16 protein-coding genes are annotated in these 15,183 nt (G+C 71.5%); 8 read left to right on the plus strand and 8 right to left on the minus strand.

The window, feature by feature from the left end; all coding sequences use genetic code 11:
- Positions 1-23 precede the first annotated feature (23 nt).
- Entirely contained in the window at positions 24-959 is a 936-nt protein-coding gene (locus AQI70_RS31215; RefSeq protein ID WP_244181908.1) for a DMT family transporter, read from the plus strand.
- Positions 960-1,008: 49 nt separating this feature from the next.
- On the opposite strand, the gene AQI70_RS31220 is transcribed toward AQI70_RS31215, so the two are convergent.
- Complete coding sequence (locus AQI70_RS31220) at positions 1,009-2,340, minus strand: aminotransferase class I/II-fold pyridoxal phosphate-dependent enzyme (RefSeq protein ID WP_062155810.1); 1,332 nt, start codon at positions 2,338-2,340, stop codon at positions 1,009-1,011.
- Positions 2,341-2,375: 35 nt separating this feature from the next.
- Here AQI70_RS31220 and AQI70_RS31225 point away from each other — a divergent pair, with 35 nt between their 5' ends.
- On the plus strand, positions 2,376-3,059 hold the full coding sequence (locus AQI70_RS31225) for a pyridoxamine 5'-phosphate oxidase family protein (protein WP_062155811.1): 684 nt from the start codon (positions 2,376-2,378) through the stop codon (positions 3,057-3,059).
- A complete protein-coding gene (locus tag AQI70_RS31230; protein WP_062155812.1) occupies positions 3,059-3,691 on the plus strand; it encodes an FMN-binding negative transcriptional regulator in 633 nt (210 codons plus the stop codon). The genes AQI70_RS31225 and AQI70_RS31230 overlap by 1 nt, the downstream gene beginning before the upstream one ends.
- Before the next feature lie 65 nt (positions 3,692-3,756).
- Here AQI70_RS31230 and AQI70_RS31235 read toward each other — a convergent pair whose 3' ends face one another.
- The 3 genes from AQI70_RS31235 to AQI70_RS31245 form a co-directional block, all read right to left on the minus strand.
- Complete coding sequence (locus AQI70_RS31235; RefSeq protein ID WP_062155813.1) at positions 3,757-4,701, minus strand: DMT family transporter; 945 nt, start codon at positions 4,699-4,701, stop codon at positions 3,757-3,759.
- A gap of 236 nt (positions 4,702-4,937) precedes the next feature.
- Positions 4,938-5,933 (minus strand): EamA family transporter, encoded by a 996-nt coding sequence (locus AQI70_RS31240; protein ID WP_251062290.1) that lies wholly within the window; start codon positions 5,931-5,933, stop codon positions 4,938-4,940.
- A gap of 156 nt (positions 5,934-6,089) precedes the next feature.
- On the minus strand, positions 6,090-6,758 hold the full coding sequence (locus AQI70_RS31245; protein WP_244181910.1) for a Clp protease N-terminal domain-containing protein: 669 nt from the start codon (positions 6,756-6,758) through the stop codon (positions 6,090-6,092).
- A 162-nt stretch (positions 6,759-6,920) separates the two neighbouring features.
- Here AQI70_RS31245 and AQI70_RS31250 point away from each other — a divergent pair, with 162 nt between their 5' ends.
- Positions 6,921-7,109 (plus strand): hypothetical protein, encoded by a 189-nt coding sequence (locus AQI70_RS31250; protein WP_062155816.1) that lies wholly within the window; start codon positions 6,921-6,923, stop codon positions 7,107-7,109.
- Between the two features lie 114 nt (positions 7,110-7,223).
- Positions 7,224-7,655: a type II toxin-antitoxin system Rv0910 family toxin gene (locus tag AQI70_RS31255; RefSeq protein WP_062155817.1), complete on the plus strand. Its 432-nt coding sequence runs from the start codon at positions 7,224-7,226 to the stop codon at positions 7,653-7,655.
- Between the two features lie 85 nt (positions 7,656-7,740).
- Here the strand turns inward: AQI70_RS31255 and AQI70_RS37940 are convergent, their stop codons facing one another.
- Entirely contained in the window at positions 7,741-8,346 is a 606-nt protein-coding gene (locus AQI70_RS37940) for a PadR family transcriptional regulator (RefSeq protein ID WP_079051550.1), read from the minus strand.
- A gap of 203 nt (positions 8,347-8,549) precedes the next feature.
- Here AQI70_RS37940 and AQI70_RS31265 point away from each other — a divergent pair, with 203 nt between their 5' ends.
- Positions 8,550-9,359, plus strand: coding sequence for a PhzF family phenazine biosynthesis protein (locus AQI70_RS31265; RefSeq protein WP_062155819.1), 810 nt, complete (start codon positions 8,550-8,552; stop codon positions 9,357-9,359).
- Positions 9,360-9,430: 71 nt separating this feature from the next.
- On the opposite strand, the gene AQI70_RS31270 is transcribed toward AQI70_RS31265, so the two are convergent.
- Both AQI70_RS31270 and AQI70_RS31275 read right to left on the minus strand, forming a co-directional pair.
- Positions 9,431-10,231: a CPBP family intramembrane glutamic endopeptidase gene (locus tag AQI70_RS31270; protein ID WP_062155820.1), complete on the minus strand. Its 801-nt coding sequence runs from the start codon at positions 10,229-10,231 to the stop codon at positions 9,431-9,433.
- A gap of 203 nt (positions 10,232-10,434) precedes the next feature.
- Positions 10,435-11,952 carry a glutamate-cysteine ligase family protein gene (locus AQI70_RS31275; RefSeq protein WP_062155821.1) on the minus strand — a complete coding sequence of 506 codons (1,518 nt, stop codon included), beginning with the start codon at positions 11,950-11,952 and terminating at the stop codon, positions 10,435-10,437.
- Between the two features lie 596 nt (positions 11,953-12,548).
- Between AQI70_RS31275 and AQI70_RS31280 the strand changes: the two genes are divergently transcribed.
- Complete coding sequence (locus AQI70_RS31280; protein WP_004002829.1) at positions 12,549-13,151, plus strand: hypothetical protein; 603 nt, start codon at positions 12,549-12,551, stop codon at positions 13,149-13,151.
- Positions 13,152-13,744: 593 nt separating this feature from the next.
- Positions 13,745-13,951: a DUF5999 family protein gene (locus AQI70_RS31285; RefSeq protein ID WP_037890473.1), complete on the plus strand. Its 207-nt coding sequence runs from the start codon at positions 13,745-13,747 to the stop codon at positions 13,949-13,951.
- Positions 13,952-14,111: 160 nt separating this feature from the next.
- On the opposite strand, the gene AQI70_RS31290 is transcribed toward AQI70_RS31285, so the two are convergent.
- Positions 14,112-15,182: an endo-1,4-beta-xylanase gene (locus AQI70_RS31290; RefSeq protein WP_062155822.1), complete on the minus strand. Its 1,071-nt coding sequence runs from the start codon at positions 15,180-15,182 to the stop codon at positions 14,112-14,114.
- Position 15,183: the final 1 nt, after the last annotated feature.

Raw genomic sequence — 15,183 nt, forward strand, 5'->3', positions numbered from 1 at the left:
TCGTCTGCCGCATCGTTGCTGCCATGAGCATCGTCAGCGCCTCCCGCACCCCGCCCGAAGCCGCCGCCCGCCCCCTGCCCCGCGCCCGCCTCGACTGGCGTCTGCGCTTCGCCGCCCTCTCCCTGATCTGGGGCTTCAGCTTCCTGCTCATCAAGGTGGGCACCAACGGCTACGCCCCCTTCCAGGTCACGCTCGGGCGGCTGGTGTTCGGTACGGCCGTACTTGCGGCCGCGATGGCGCTGAAGCGGGAGCGGCTCCCGCGCGGGGCCCGGACGTGGGGGCATCTGGCGGTCGCCGCCTTTCTGCTGAACGCGCTGCCGTTCTCGCTGTTCGCGTACGCCGAGTTGACGATCCCCTCCACACTGGCGGGTATCTGCAACGCGACCTCGCCGCTGTGGGGCATGGCCCTGGCCCTGGTCGCCCTCTCGGAGGACCGGCCGACGCGGGTGCGGGTCGCCGGGCTCGGTCTCGGTTTCCTCGGTGTGCTGACGGTGCTCGGGGCGTGGCAGGGCTTCCATGGGCTGGATGCCACGGGGACGGCGATGGCGCTGCTGGCCTCGTTGAGCTACCCCGTCGGCTGGATATACGTCCGCCGTACGCTCGCCGGGTCCAGCCACTCGCATCTGTCGCTGACCGGGGCGCAGTTGTTGCTGGCCACGGTGCAACTGGCCGTGGTGACGCCGCTGTTCACCTCCGCGCCGACGCGCTTTCCGGTGCTGCCCCTGCTGGCGGTCGTGGCGTTGGGTGCGCTCGGGACCGGTCTCGCCGTTCTCCTCCAGTACGGACTCGTCGCCGAGGTGGGTCCGACGACGGCCCAGATGGTCACCTACTTCATTCCGGTCATCGCCACGGCTGCGGGCGTCGCGCTGCTCGGTGAGTCCTTGAGCTGGTCGACACCGGTGGGGGCGGTGATCGTTCTGGTGGGGGCGGCGCTCACGCAGATGAGGCGGTGCGCCTGAGGGGGAGACGCGGCCCCGCGCCCCTTCCGACCGGCTGGACTGCCCGTGTCTAGACGTAACTCCTCGCCGGTGCCGGGCCTACCGCCGTCGCCACCGCGTGCGCCAGGGGAGTGATCTCATCCGGTGCGAGCGTCGAGACGGTGATCCTGATGCCGGGCGGCGCGTTCATCCGGAAGCGCGCCCCGGGGGCGACCGCCCAGCCCGCGTGCAGCAGGCGGGCGACGGCGCCCGTCTCGTCGGGGACCGGGATCCAGACGTTCAGGCCGCTGCGGCCGTGGGCGTCGACTCCGCGCTCGGCCAACGCCGCGAGCAGCAGGTCACGGCGATGGCCGTACGCCGCCGCCACGGCCGTCGGGTCAAGGGCGCCGTCGGACCACAGCCGCACCACGGCCCGCTGCACCAGCCGGCTCACCCAGCCGGGCCCGAGCCGCTGGCGGCCGTGTACGCGATCGACGGTGACGGGGTCCCCGGTGAGCACGGCGAGGCGCAGGTCGGGGCCGTACGCCTTGGCCACCGAGCGGACGAAGGCCCAGTTGCGGGCGGCGCCGGCCAGGGGGTGCAGGGGCAGGTCGACGATCCCGTGGCCGTGGTCGTCCTCGATGAGGAGGATCTGCGGGTACTCCTCCAGCACGGCGCGCAGGGCTCTCGCGCGCGCAGCGCTCACCACCGCGCCGGTCGGATTCTGCGCCCGGTCGGTGACGATCAGGGCGCGCGCCCCGGCGGCCAGGGCTCTGCGCACGTCGTCCGCCAGCGGCCCCTCGTCGTCGACGGCGACCGGAGCCATGCGGAGCCCGAGCGCCGGGATGAGATCCAGCAGGCTGCCCCATCCGGGGTCCTCGACGGCGACGGTGTCCCCCGGCTTGAGGTGGGCCGCGAGGACGCGCTCGATGGCGTCGAGGGACCCGAAGGCGACGGCGAGGGGCCCCTCCGGCACACTGTCGGCGTCCAGCGCGGCCCGCGCGATCCGCGCCAACTCCGGCTCCACGGGCTCGTCTCCGTACAGCACCGGCTCCCGGTCGCCCTGCTCGGCCGCCGCCGCGAAGGCCTCCGCCAGGGAGGGCAGCAGTGCCGGGTCGGGATTGCCGCTCGCCACGTCCCGCACGCCTTCGGGCACGTCCACCCGGACGTACTCGCGTCCGGTCGTGGCCGGCCTGGGCCGCACCCGGCTCCCCCGGCGGCCCGCCGTCTCGATCACCCCGCGCTCGCGCAGGATGCGATACGCGGCGGCGACCGTGTTCGGGTTCACCCCGAGCTCGACCGCCAACTCCCGCATGGGCGGCAGCAGTTGGCCGGGCTCCAGCTCCCCGGATCCCACCGCGCGCTCGACGCTCGACGCGATCTCAGCTGCGCGGCGTCCTTCGATCCGATATCCTCCTAGCACAAACCCGATTATGCACTAGTGCAATGGAGAGCGCAATGCAGGGGACCCAGCAGCCGACGTCGCAGCCCGCCGCCTACACGCCGACCGACCGCACCGTCCCCACGCGCTCCGCGGACCGGGCGTCGTACGACAGGGAACTGGTGCACGCGATACTCGACGAGGCCTACGTCTGCCACCTCGGCTTCGTGCGCGACGGCGCGCCGGTCGTGCTGCCCACGCTGTTCGGCCGGGTCGGCGAGACGCTCTACGTCCATGGCTCGACGGGCTCGCGCCCGCTGCGGATGACCGGCCAGGCCGATCCCGGACTGCCGGTCTGTCTGACGGTCACGCATGTCGACGCGCTGATCCTGGCCCGCTCGGCCTTCCACCACTCGATCAACTACCGGTCCGTGGTGGTGCACGGCACCGCGTACGACGTGACGGACCCGGAGGAGAAGCGGACCGCCCTGGACGCCCTGGTGGACCACGTGGTGCCGGGCCGGTCGGCCGACTCCCGGCCCGCCAACAAGAAGGAACTGGCCGCCACCGCCGTGATCCGCCTCGACCTGAACGAGGTCTCCGCCAAGCTCCGCACCGGCGGCGTGAACGACGAACCCGAGGACCTCGCCCTCCCCCACTGGGCCGGCGTCGTCCCGCTGCGCAAGGGCTACGAGACCCCGGTCGCCGACGGCGACTTGGCCCCCGGTCTCGCGATCCCCGACTACCTGGCGGGCCTGTGATGCTGATCCACCCCTGGGACGCGGCCCGCGACGACAGCGAGTGGCAACAGTGGCTGGCCGTCCACGACTTCGGGCAGCTCGCCGTCAACGGCCGACCGGGCGAGCCGCCGTACGTCCAGCCCCTGCACTTCGCCTACGACCCCGAGCGCGGCGAGGCCCTCACCCATCTCGCCCGGCCCAACCCGCTGTGGGGTGCCCTGGAGGCGAATCCCGACGTCGTACTGAGCGTGGTCGACGACTACGCGTACGTCCCCGGCCCCTGGCAGGCCGACCCCGACGGGCCGTCCGAACACGGGACGCCCACGAGTTTCTACGCGGCGGTCCAACTCCGTTGCCGGGCGCATCTGGTGGACGACCCCGAGGAGAAGGCTGCGCTTCTCAACCGCCAGGTCGGTCACTTCCAGCCGGAGGGCGGTTCCGCGCGGGTGGCGGTGGGCGAGGTGCCGTACGGGCGGATGCTGTCGGGGATTCGGGGCCTTCGGCTCGAAGTGACCGGCGTGCGGGCCAAGTTCAAGTACGCGGGCAAGCGGTCCGGGGAGGTGCGGGACCGGATCGCGGCCGCGTTGGCGGCGCGCGGCGGGCCGGGGGACGCGGCGGCCCGCGAGCACTTGCTGCGTCGGCGAGGAGCTTGAGCCAGGGGCCCTGGGCAGTGCCGCCAGGCGCCCTGTGCAGTGCCGCCAGGGCCCTTGGCTCAGGTTCAGACAAGCGCCGGTTCCTCCTGCCGTGCCGCGCCCCGCGCCTCGGTCACCGCGAGCCATGCGGCCGACGCCAGCATCAGCAGGGTGCCGGCGATCGTGGCCGACGTGAGGCGCTCGTCGAGCAGGACGACGGCGAGGACCGTCGCGCTCACCGGCTCCAGCAGCATGATCACGGACACGGTGGCGGACCGTACGACGGCCGCGCCCGCGAAATAGAGGGCGTAGGCGAGGGCCGTGGGCACCGCCGCGATGTAGGCCGACAGCCAGAGCACCCGGGCGGGGTCGGCGGTGTGCGGGACCAGTCCCTCGGCCGAGGCGAACGGCAGCAGGCACAGGGCGGCCGCACCGAACGTCCCCACGGCCGTGGCCGAGGCGTCGGTCCCGCCGCTGCGGCCCCAGCGGCGGGTGAGCAGCGTCATCGCGCACTGTCCGGTGGCCGACGCGACGGCGCACAGCACGCCCGGCAGCCGTACCGTCGCACCCGAACCGCCGAGCACGACGACCCCCAGCCCGAGGAGGGCGCCCGCCACGGCGACGACACCGCGGGGCCCGAGCCGCTCCCCCATGGTCAACCGGGCGCCGAGCGCGATCAGGACAGGACCGGTGCCCAGGGCGACGACGGTGGCCACGGCGAGTCCGGTGGCCGGGACGGCGGCGAAGTAGGCGCCCTGGAACACGGCGAGCCCCAGGCCGGTCGCGGCGCTGCGCAGCATCCAGCGTCCGAGCGGTTCGGATGCGACGGGCCGGACGCGGGAGCGCAGGAGATGGACGCCGAGCAGCAGGACGAAGCCTGCCGCACAGCGCCAGAAGGACAGGGCGACGGGGCCCATGTCGCTGGACCGGTAGACCAGCGAGGCCGCCGCGCCGGCGGTGCCCCAGACGGCACCGGCGATGATCAGGTAGGCAAGGCCTCGCCCAACGGGCAGGCCGGAAGCATTCGACACGATCTCTCTCCGCAGACGCGCGGCGGCGCCCCGGGGAGCGGCGGCCGCGCGGAAGTTCGGGAACGGACCTCGCGCGGGGCGCGTCAGGTCCTCGGACTTCGTCTGCGGGCAGCACCGTCACGCCCGGCGGGACGGGGGGTTCATGCCCCGTGCCGTCCTGGGCGTGATGTCCGGAGGGCCCGCCTCAGGCGGCCGGCGGAGAGATGATGAAGGTGCCGCAGTGCATGGCTCGGAGCCTAGGCCGCCGCTTCCCGGGCCGACAACCCGGTTTCCGTACGGGCGTCTCCGCCCGCCACCGGATCGGCGGAGCCCTTCGCGGGCGCCGACGACTGCGCGATGAACGCCCCGACGAGCACCACCGCGCCGCCGACGATCTGCGGCGCCGAAAGGTGCTCGCCGAGCAGGAACCAGGCGAGGACGGTCGCGATGACCGCTTCGAGGCAGGCCACGACGCCCGCGACCTGCGGCGAGAGCCGACGCACCGAGAGCACGCCGGTGACATAGGCGACGACCGTGGCGACGAACACGATCCAGGCCAGCAGCAGGGCGGCCGCGACCGGGGTGCCGTTCATGGGGGCGGTGTCCGCGAGGACCGACCAGTCCATGTTCCAGGGGCGGGCCACGACGGTCAGGACGGCGGCGCCGACGAGCAGGCCGTACGCGATGACGCCGAGCGGGTCGGGTGCCTCGTCGCCGTCGCTGCCCTGGTCGGACAGGACGAAGTAGCCGACCTGGCAGCAGGCGGCGCCCAGCGCGAGCAGCAGCCCCAGGGCGTCGAAGCTCAGGCCCGACCAGACCTCCACCACACAGGCGAGGCCGCCGACCGCGAGGACCACGCCGAGCGCGGCGGCGCGCGTCACCGGCCGCCGCTGCACGAACCGCACCCAGCCGAGGACGAGGGCGGGCGCGAGGTACTCGACGAGCAGCGCGACCCCGACCGGGATCCGGGATATCGCGGCGAAGTAGCAGGCCTGGACTCCCGCCACGCCGAGCAGACCGAACCCGGCGAGCAGGGCCGGACGGCTGCGCAGCAGCGCGCGGTGACGCACGGCGAGCGGCAGCATCACGAGGGCGGCGCCGGCCACGCGCAGCCACACCACATGCAACGGGTCGAGCCCCGCCTCGATCAGCGGCTTGGCCGCGACGCCGGACCCTCCGAAGGCGACCGCGGAACCGATCGCCAGACCGAGCCCGACGCCCTTTCCTCGACCGACGTGACTGCTTTCAGACATACGCACCGGCACATGATGACAGGCGATGACATGAGCGTCATCCCCGTTGACACCTGTCTCGCCGACTGGACGGGAGGGGGCTCTGGGTGCGGTGCGGGTGGGGGCGCGGTACGTACGAACGCCGGCACATCGCTCGCGATGCTTCCAGCGGAACGCTCAGCGGGGGGTCTCGCCGCCGACGGCATACTCGTCATGCTCGTCGCGCCGGTCGTCATACTCGTCGGGTCGGTCGTCATACTCGTCGGGTCGGTCGTCATACCCGTCCCGGCGGTCGTCGATGCGCGCACGCACCGCGTCGGCGTCGATGCCGGCGCGCTCAAGTACCTCGACGGCGCGCGCCTGCGGGTCCACCACGATCGCCGCGAGCAGGTCGAGGCCGCGGGCCTGTGTGTCGCCGCGCCGGGCGGCGCGCCGGCAGGCGTGCCCCATCGCGCTCGCGGCCAGCGGGGAGAAGCCGTCTCCGTCCAGGACCACGGGTACGGCCCCGGAGTCCTCGACGGTGCCCTGCCAGCGCAGGCCGTAGCCGATGCTGCGCTGGACGAGATAACCGAGCAGGCGGGCGATCTGCGGTCCCTCACCGAAGACGGCGTACACGTCCGGGTCGCGCTCCAGGAGCGAGTGCAGCAGATGGGCCGTGTCGATCTGCCGGTCCCCGTCCCTGACCGCCCGGCGGCGGGCACCGGAGATCACCGCTGCCAGCTCGTCACTGAGCCTGGCATCGTCCGCCGCGGTGGCCGGGCGCCGACAGCCCTGCCGCTGAGCCGGCTGCCGAGAAATACGGGGTTGCACATCCTCTACCCCATCAGCCACTTCGGGCCAGGTCATCCCCGAGAGGAAGCATTTCGGCGTCCCACAGGGAGTGGACATCGCGGCTCGCCATCTCCTCCTTACGGATGAGATCACGCCGAACACCCTTGAGGGGCGCGCGCCGCCTTGCCGTACGCCCGGTACGCAACCATGGCGCTCCCTCGTACGTCCCACAGGGACATGGAGCGCAGGTGCTGGCTGGTGGCGCTGCCGGCCGTCGACGGCAGACAGTACGTCTATCGGGTGTACGCCCCGGAGGACGCCCTGCTCGCCGACCTGTTCTGGGAGGCATGGCACTGCCACGACGAGAGCGCGCTCCCTCGCGCGTGGGATCTCTTCGACGCGGCGGCGATACGGCTGGTGGGCTGAGCCGGTGGACCGAGTCCACGTCTCCACATTTTCTGACGGGTCATCAGTATTGAATGTTGCAGGCCACGCGGCTACGTTCCGCGACACCGTAGCCCGACACGAAGGGGTGGTCGCATGGCCGAAGTCAGCGCGGAGGCACGCATCGAGGCACCGGCCGAGAAGGTCTGGGCGCAGCTGACGGACTGGTCGGCGTACGGGCAGTGGAACGCCACCCACACCAGCTTTCCGAACGGCGGCCCCGCCGCTCTCGAAGTGGGCGGAACCTTCCAGGAGAACATGAAGCTCATGGGGTTCCCGGCCGAGGTCGAGTGGACCGTCGAGGAACTGGAGCCGGCGCGTGTGCTCGCCATTCGCGGCAAGGGACCGATGGCCGTGAGCGTGGCCACGCGCTACACGCTGACCCCCGAGGGCGACGGCGCCACGGCGGTGCGCATCGACGGGGAGTTCACGGGCGCGGCGGTGTCGTTGATGGCGGGCAAGCTGAAGGATTCGGCGACGGCGGCGCTGAACGAGTCGCTGCGCAAGCTGGCCGGACTGGTGACCTGAGCACGCTCGGCGCACACCCGAAGGCGCCCCGTGGATCACTCCACGGGGCGCCTGCACTCACGGCGGGGAGGCCGCCGACGCTGCTTCAGTCCTCATCGGCGAGGATCAGGTACAGCTTCTTGCGGGCTTCGTTGATGACGGCGAGCGCCTTCTCGCGCTGCTCCTTGCTGCCCGTCTTCCAGACCTGCCCGAAGGCCTCCATCAGACCGAAGCCGGCCTGGCGGATCTCGCCGAGGGCCTCCCAGTCGACGCCACGGGAGGCTTCCTCCCAGGGTGCCTCGGGCCCGGCGGCGGCCGCCTCACGGCCCGACTCGGTGAGCGAGAACAGCTTCTTGCCGCCCTCACTCTCGCTGGCGATCAGGCCCTCGTCCTCCAGCAACTGGAGGGTGGGGTAGACCGAGCCGGGGCTGGGCTTCCACGCCCCGCCGCTGCGCTCGGCGATCTCCTGGATCATCTCGTAGCCATGCATGGGGCGGTCCTTCAGCAGGGCCAGGATCGAGGCCCGGACATCACCGCGCCGCGCCCTCCCTCGCGGTCCACCCCGCCCCCGCGGCCCCCAGGGGCCGGGCCCGAAGCCAGGGCCCCCGAAGCCGGGGCCACCCGGCCCGAAGGGCCCGAAAGCACCCCGACGCCCCTCGAAGCCGCCCCGGCCGTGTCCACCGTGTCCACGCTCGAATCCGTGGGAACGCATCGCAATCACTCCATTCCATCGTTGATCTGTCGCGATGCTTCAACGATATATCGGAACAGTTCGCGTGGCAAGGGCTGAGTCCGCGGGGGGGGAGGGAGGCGGAGCTCTGGCCACAGGCCCCCCACCCGCCGACCGCCGAAATCGGTCCAGCAGCCGCGAATTGGCCTTGGCAGTGGCCTTGGCGGAACCTCTAGCGTCGGGCCATGCGTATCCGAATCGTCGACGCCTTCACCGACCGCCCGTTCGCCGGGAACCCGGCGGGGGTCGTGCTCCTGGACGCCTTCCCCGACGACAACTGGCTGCAGAACGTGGCCCTGGAGGTCAACCACGCCGAGACGGCCTTCGCCCACCCCCTGCCCGCGGGCGGCGAGGCCGACTGGGCGCTGCGCTGGTTCACACCGGTCACCGAGGTCGCGATGTGCGGCCACGCCACGCTCGCCACCGCCCACGTACTGCACTCCACGGGCGCGCACGAGGGCCCGGTGCGGTTCGCCACCCGCAGCGGCGTCCTCATCGCCACGCCAGAGCAGGACGGCTCGATCACCCTGGACTTCCCGACGGCCCCGCTCACCCCGGTCGAGGTCCCGGACGGGGCCGCCCAGGCCCTCGGTGCCGAGCCGCGCGCGGCCTTCGACACCGGCCCGAACGTCGGCGACCTGATCCTCGAACTCGCCGACGAGAAGACGATCCACGCCCTCAGGCCCGACCACAAGGCGCTCGCCGCCTACTCCGCGCGCGGCGTCATCGCCACCGCCGGCGCCGAGAACCCCGCACTGGGCTACGACTTCGTCTCCCGCTGCTTCTTCCCGAACGTCGGCATCGACGAGGACCCGGTCACCGGCAGCGCCCACACCGCCCTGGCCCCCTTCTGGTCCGAGCGCCTGGGCCGCCCCGACCTCACCGGCCTCCAGGCGTCCCCCCGCTCCGGCCGCGTCCGCACGCAGCTGCGCGGCGAGCGCACCCTGCTGACCGGCCGCGCGGTCACCGTCATCGACGGTGAGCTGGTGGCCTAGACGCGCCGAGAGGGGCGTACGACATCCGCCGTACGCCCCTCTCGGAATCCCATCCTGGCCCCTCGGCCGCCTCAGGCCGTCGGCAGCCACCCCACCTTCCCGGCCAGCAGCGCGTACCCCACGAACGCCCCTATGTCGAGCAGGGAGTGCGCCACGACCAGCGGACCCACGCGGCCCCAGCGCCGGTACAGGTACACGAAGACCACGCCCATCGCCATGTTGCCCAGGAAGCCGCCGATGCCCTGGTAGAGGTGGTACGAGCCGCGCAGTACGGAACTGGCCACGAGCGCGGTGCCGGGCGTCCAGCCCAACTGGCCCAGCCGGCGCAGCAGATAGCCGACGACGATGACCTCTTCCAGGATCGCGTTCTGCAGGGCCGACAGAATCAGCACCGGATACTTCCACCACACCTCGGGCAGCGCCTCCGGCACCACGGTGAGGTTGAAGCCGAGTCCGCGAGCGGCCAGGTAGAAGGCGATCCCGGTGCTGCCGATCACCGCCGCGATCATCGCCCCACGGCCGAGGTCCGGCCAGGGCCGGGTGCGGTCGAAGCCGAGCGTGCGCAGGCTCGCCCCCTCGCGCAGCAGGAAGTGCGCGACGAGGGCGACGGGCACCAGCGCGGTGGTGATCCCGAAGAGCTGCCAGGCGAGATCCAGCCAGGGGCGGCCCGGCGCGGCCGAGGCGTTGAGCGTCGCCGCCTGGTCCTTGAGACCGCCCGGCTTGGTCACCGAACCGACAAAGCTGATCAGGGCGGACACACCGCTCGCACCGAGCGAAAGACCCAGGACGAGCAGCGTCTCATCACGGAAGATCCGTCGCGCCGGCCGCTCGTGCGGAAAAGATTCGGCCACGGGGCCTGCCTCGCCCTGCACACCTGCCTCCAGTTGAGTGATCCCGCCTCGTCCTCAACGGCGTACCGCCCCTTTGCCTGCCATACGGCCGGATCCCGGCACGGGGTTCAGCAGGGCAGCAGGGAGGGGCGCCACCGTCATGGGACGTCACAGCTTGCCCGATCAGTATGGGACGGGCGGCAGCGCCCCCCGTCGAGGGCGGGTCTCACCTCACGCGCCCGGCGTCACCCCAGCGCAACCGGCTCCAGCAACCCCACCGGCCAGGTGTGCACCGGATCCCCGCGGTGCATCAGCTCGCGGTACCGCCGGGTCGTCGCCGCCAGCGCGGCCTCTCGGGTCAGCCCCGTCTCCAGTGCCCGGTGGAAGGTGGCCGCCTGCCAGGACGCCCCGTTCATCCGCCTGCGGCAGCGCTCCTCGATGACGCCCAGGTAGAGATCCCGGTCGGCGGGCTCGACGCCCCACGCGTCCAGGCCGGCCTCGGCGAGCGGCAGCAGTTCGTCGCGTACGAGGCTCACCGCGTCGATCTCCGTGGTCCCGCCGTACCGCCCGCGCCGCGGCCAGCGCAGCCGTGCGTCGATGCCGTGCTTGCACGCCGCGTCGAAGTTGGCCGCCGCCGCCTCGAAGGGCATCCGGGTCCACACGGGCCGCGACTCCTCGGCCAGGGCGCGGACGAGGCCGTAGTAGAAGGCCGCGTTGGCGATGACGTCCGTGATGGTCGGTCCGGCGGGCAGCACACGGTTCTCCACGCGCAGGTGCGGGACGCCGTCGGCGATGCCGTAGACCGGCCGGTTCCAGCGGTAGATGGTGCCGTTGTGCAGGACGAGCTCCGCGAGCGTCGGTGTGCCGCCGGCGTCGAGGACCTCCAGCGGGTCCTCGTCGTCGCAGATCGGCAGCAGGGCCGGGAAGTAGCGCAGGTTCTCCGCGAAGAGGTCGTACGCCGAGGAGACCCACCGCTCCCCGAACCAGGTGCGCGGCCGCACGCCCTGGGCCTGGAGCTCGGGCGGGCGGGTGTCGGTGGACTGCTGGAACAGCGGCGGACGCGACTCGCGCCACAGCTCGCGCCCGAAGAGGAAGGGCGAGTTGGCCCCTACGGCGACCTGCGCGGCGGCGACGGCCTGGGCCGCGTTCCACACGTCGGCGAAGCGGGCGGGGGTGACCTGGAGGTGCAGTTGCACCGAGGTGCAGGCGGCCTCGGGGGCTATGGACTTCGAGGTGCACGTCAGCCGCTCCACGCCGTCGATGTCGAGCGTGAACTCCTCGCCGCGGGCGGCCACGATCTGATCGTTGAGGAGGGTGTAGCGGTCGACGGCGGAGAGGTTGGAGGAGACCAGGTCGTCCCGGTCCAGCGTCGGCAGAATGCCGATCATCACGATTCCCGCGTCGACCTCACCCGCTTTTCGGTCGGCATATGCCAGAGACGTACGGAGTTCCTCGGCGAGCTGATCGAAAACCCGCCCCTGCAATCGGTGTGGGGCTATGTTGACTTCCAGATTGAACATGGCGAGTTCTGTTTGGAAATCACGACTCGCGATCCGCTCCAGTACCTGCGCATTCAACATCCTCGGCATGCCGTCGGCGCCGGTGAGATTCAATTCGATCTCCAGCCCCATGAGGTTCTTGGGGCGATCGAACCGCTTCTCCTCCAGCAGCTTCTCCAGGCCCGTCAGACACCGCCGCAGCTTCTCGCGGTAGTGCTGGCGATCGGACAGATCGAACCGACCTGCCACGACCTTCTCCCCCATCGAAGCGTCCCTCCTCGGATGGGCGGACCCTGGGACCGCCCGGCGGACAGTACCGGGCGGGCCCGGATCCGGCCGCCGGCCTCCCGGGTCAGGTGGGATGATGCCCAGCGGAAGCGATCGATAACGTCCCGCGCGGACCCGGCACCCGCTACTCTGTCGCACGTGACCGGCGGCACATTCACCGGGCATGGCGCACGGCGCAGTTTCGGGCGGCTCACGAACTCGTGAAAAACGCCGACGAGAATTGGCCGACCGCACCCGGGGCATTTTTCGAGGTCATCGCCGTATGGCCGGTCGGGAACCGGGATGATTCCCGCATATCACCGACCGAATGAACCCTTGCCGGGTGCACCGAAATCGGCTAGATGAAACACCGTCTGAACACTCGTCGTATAAACTCCGCAATCAAGGCAGAGGGTTGGCGCCCACGGTCCCTGGACCTGCCGTCCACGCGACGAACGGCAGGCCTCATCCATACCTTTCGCACCCAGACCCCGGCCCCCGCCTCTCTGACCTCGGTGAGCTGACAGCGCCGTCCGCCCCCACCCCACCCCGCCCTCGCGCCACCGTGCCTGTCGAATGAGAGGCGACCCACCATGCCGCTGCATGTTCCCCCGGCTCCCGCGCCCGCCCTTCGCTCCGTTCTCACCGCGCTCGGCTCGCCCACCGCGGTCCGCGAGGCCCGAACCCCCTCTCTGCGTGCCGCCCAAGGGCCCGCCACACCCGAACTCCCGCTGCCCGTGCACGTCGTGGACGAGATCACCCCGGCGGGCGTCTCCGCGACCCGGCTGGCCGGCTGGCGCTTTCTGATCCGCTGCGGCGATCGCGCGGTGGCCGCGGCCGAGACCCGGCTCACCCCCGACGGCTGGGCCTTCTCGCACTTCTTCGAGGGCCCCTACATCGCCTCCACCGAGCGCGCGCTGCGCCAGGCCGAGACGATCAAGCAGCCCTACCAGCCGCGCCTGCTGTCGTTCCCCGGCCTCTACATGCTCACCCTCTGGCTGCACGGCGACTGCACCGCGGACGGCGCCACGGGCCACCCCGCCGCCACGGACCTCCTCGTCCCGCTGGCCCCGGCCCCGCCCGGCATCGCTTCCCACCGGCCGCACCGGGCCGCCGAGCTGCTCCCGGTGCTCACCCTGCGCGCGACCCCGGCGCCACTGCCCCCGCTGCCTCCCCTGCTCGGCTCCCCCGCCTGACAGCGCACCGCGCGAGCGCACTGTCGTACCCCGCCGCCGAATTCCGGGTGGCGGGGTACGCCGTTGCCCGGGGGTGGGATTAGGCTCGGGTCGGACAACGAGAAACGCATAGGCGCAAGCCTTGAAGCACTCATACGAGCCGTAAGCCACTCGTACGAGCCGTAAAGCACTCGCCCAAGCCGCAAGGCACTCGCACAAGCCGCAAGACACTCGTGCGAGCCGTAAGCCACTCGTGCGAGCAAGAAAGCACTCACCTGAGCGCGCAAAGCGCAACCGCCGCGAAAGTGTCGCTCGCACGAGCGACATTACGCTCGGACGAGCCCCCCGAGGCCCCGGCCCGTCCGGACTAGCCCCATCCGACCACGTCGAACCACCCGAAGTGACAGTGGAGTTGGGATGAACCGTCCGCGCGGGTGGTGCGTCATCAACCTGTGAGAAGTGGTGCTGCGAAATCCCTGCGGATTGACGCTCGTGGGGCAACACTGGGTTCGACCGACTTATCACAACGGGGGGCGGCCATGAACGAGGCTTCACGCCGCGAGACAGACACGACAGCCATCTCACACATCACGACAGAGCGAAAGATCCCACCCATGTGCCAGCATCAGCCACCGTGCCCCTCAGCCGACTCCGCCGACCGGGAATCCGCCCGTCATGTGGCGCACCACCCGGAGCAGGGATGGAGCCTGCTGTGCAACGGCGTTCTGCTCTTCGAGGACACCGGTGAGCTCCTGCCGGACGGCCAGATCATCGCCCCGCACCGCCCGCTGGGCACCGGCAAGGTGATGACCGCCGCGTAGCACCTGCCGGCGGATCACGCCGGACAGGCCGCACCACCGGGCGGGACGACGCACGCCCGGCGAACTTCCAGGGGCCGGTCGCAGACCCTGACTGCGGGCCGGCCCCCATGTGTGTCCGGCGGTCACTCACCGTGGTTCACCGTGATGCGACCGCGACGGACTACCTCAGCGCGTCCCGTATCGCGAAGTAGGCCGACTTCGGCCGCAGCTCCTCGTCCCACGGCAGCGCCGCGCCCTCACCCGGGAAGAAGGCCGGGATCCAGGAGTACTTGTCGGTGTAGTCCCAGAGCGTGATGCCCACGCACCGGCGCACCGCGAGGCACGCCTCGGTCAGGTCCCGGTACCAGTCGGCCTGCTGGGCCAGCTTCTCCTCCGTGGCGGGCAGATACATCCGGATGTCGACCTCGGTGAGCGAGGTGTCGAGACCGAGCCGGGAGAAGCGGCGGAGGTTGTCCTCCAGGGTGGTCGGATAGCCGTACTGGAGCGCGAGATGCGCCTGGAGACCGATGCCGTCCAGCGGGACGCCCTGTGCCTTCAGCTCCTTGGCCAGCCGGTGGTAGGCGTCGCTCTTCGGGCCGATCACCTCGATGTTGTAGTCGTTGAGGTACAGCTTGACGCGTGGATCGGCCTGCCGGGCCCAGCGCAGGGCGTCGGCGATGTAGCCGGGGCCGAGCGTCTTGTAGAAGATCGTCTCGCGGTACGTGCCGTCCTCGTTGAAGGCCTCGTTGACGACGTCCCAGGCGAAGACCTTGCCCCGGTAGTGCCGTACCTCCGTCTGGATGTGCTTCTTCAGTACGGCCCGCAGCTCGGCCGGGGTCCACTCGCGCGAGGTGAGCCAGCCCGGCAGCTGGCTGTGCCAGACGAGGGTGTGGCCGCGCACCTTCTGGTGGTGGGCACGGGCGAGGTCGACGATCTCGTCGCCCTTGGAGAAGTCGAAGACGCCCTGCTGCGGCTCGGTGGCGTACCACTTCATGCCGTTGCCGGGAGTGATCTGGTCGAACTCGCTGCCGAGGAGCGCCTTGTACGGCTCGTCGACGAGTTCGGGATTGTCGGTGGCGCTGCCGAAGTAGCGGCCGTGGCGCTGGGCGAGGTCGGCGAGGGTGGGCTCCTTGCCGTGCCGCTCGTCCGCCTGGGCCGCGGGGCCCGTGGCGACGCCGGCCGCGACCAGCAGGGCGGCGAGGGCACCGGCGAGTCTGAGCCGGGTGCGGGAGCGGATGGTCGTGGTGTGCATG

The organism is Streptomyces curacoi (genome assembly GCF_001513975.1).
In the GTDB taxonomy this organism is placed as follows: Bacteria; Actinomycetota; Actinomycetes; order Streptomycetales; family Streptomycetaceae; genus Streptomyces; species Streptomyces curacoi.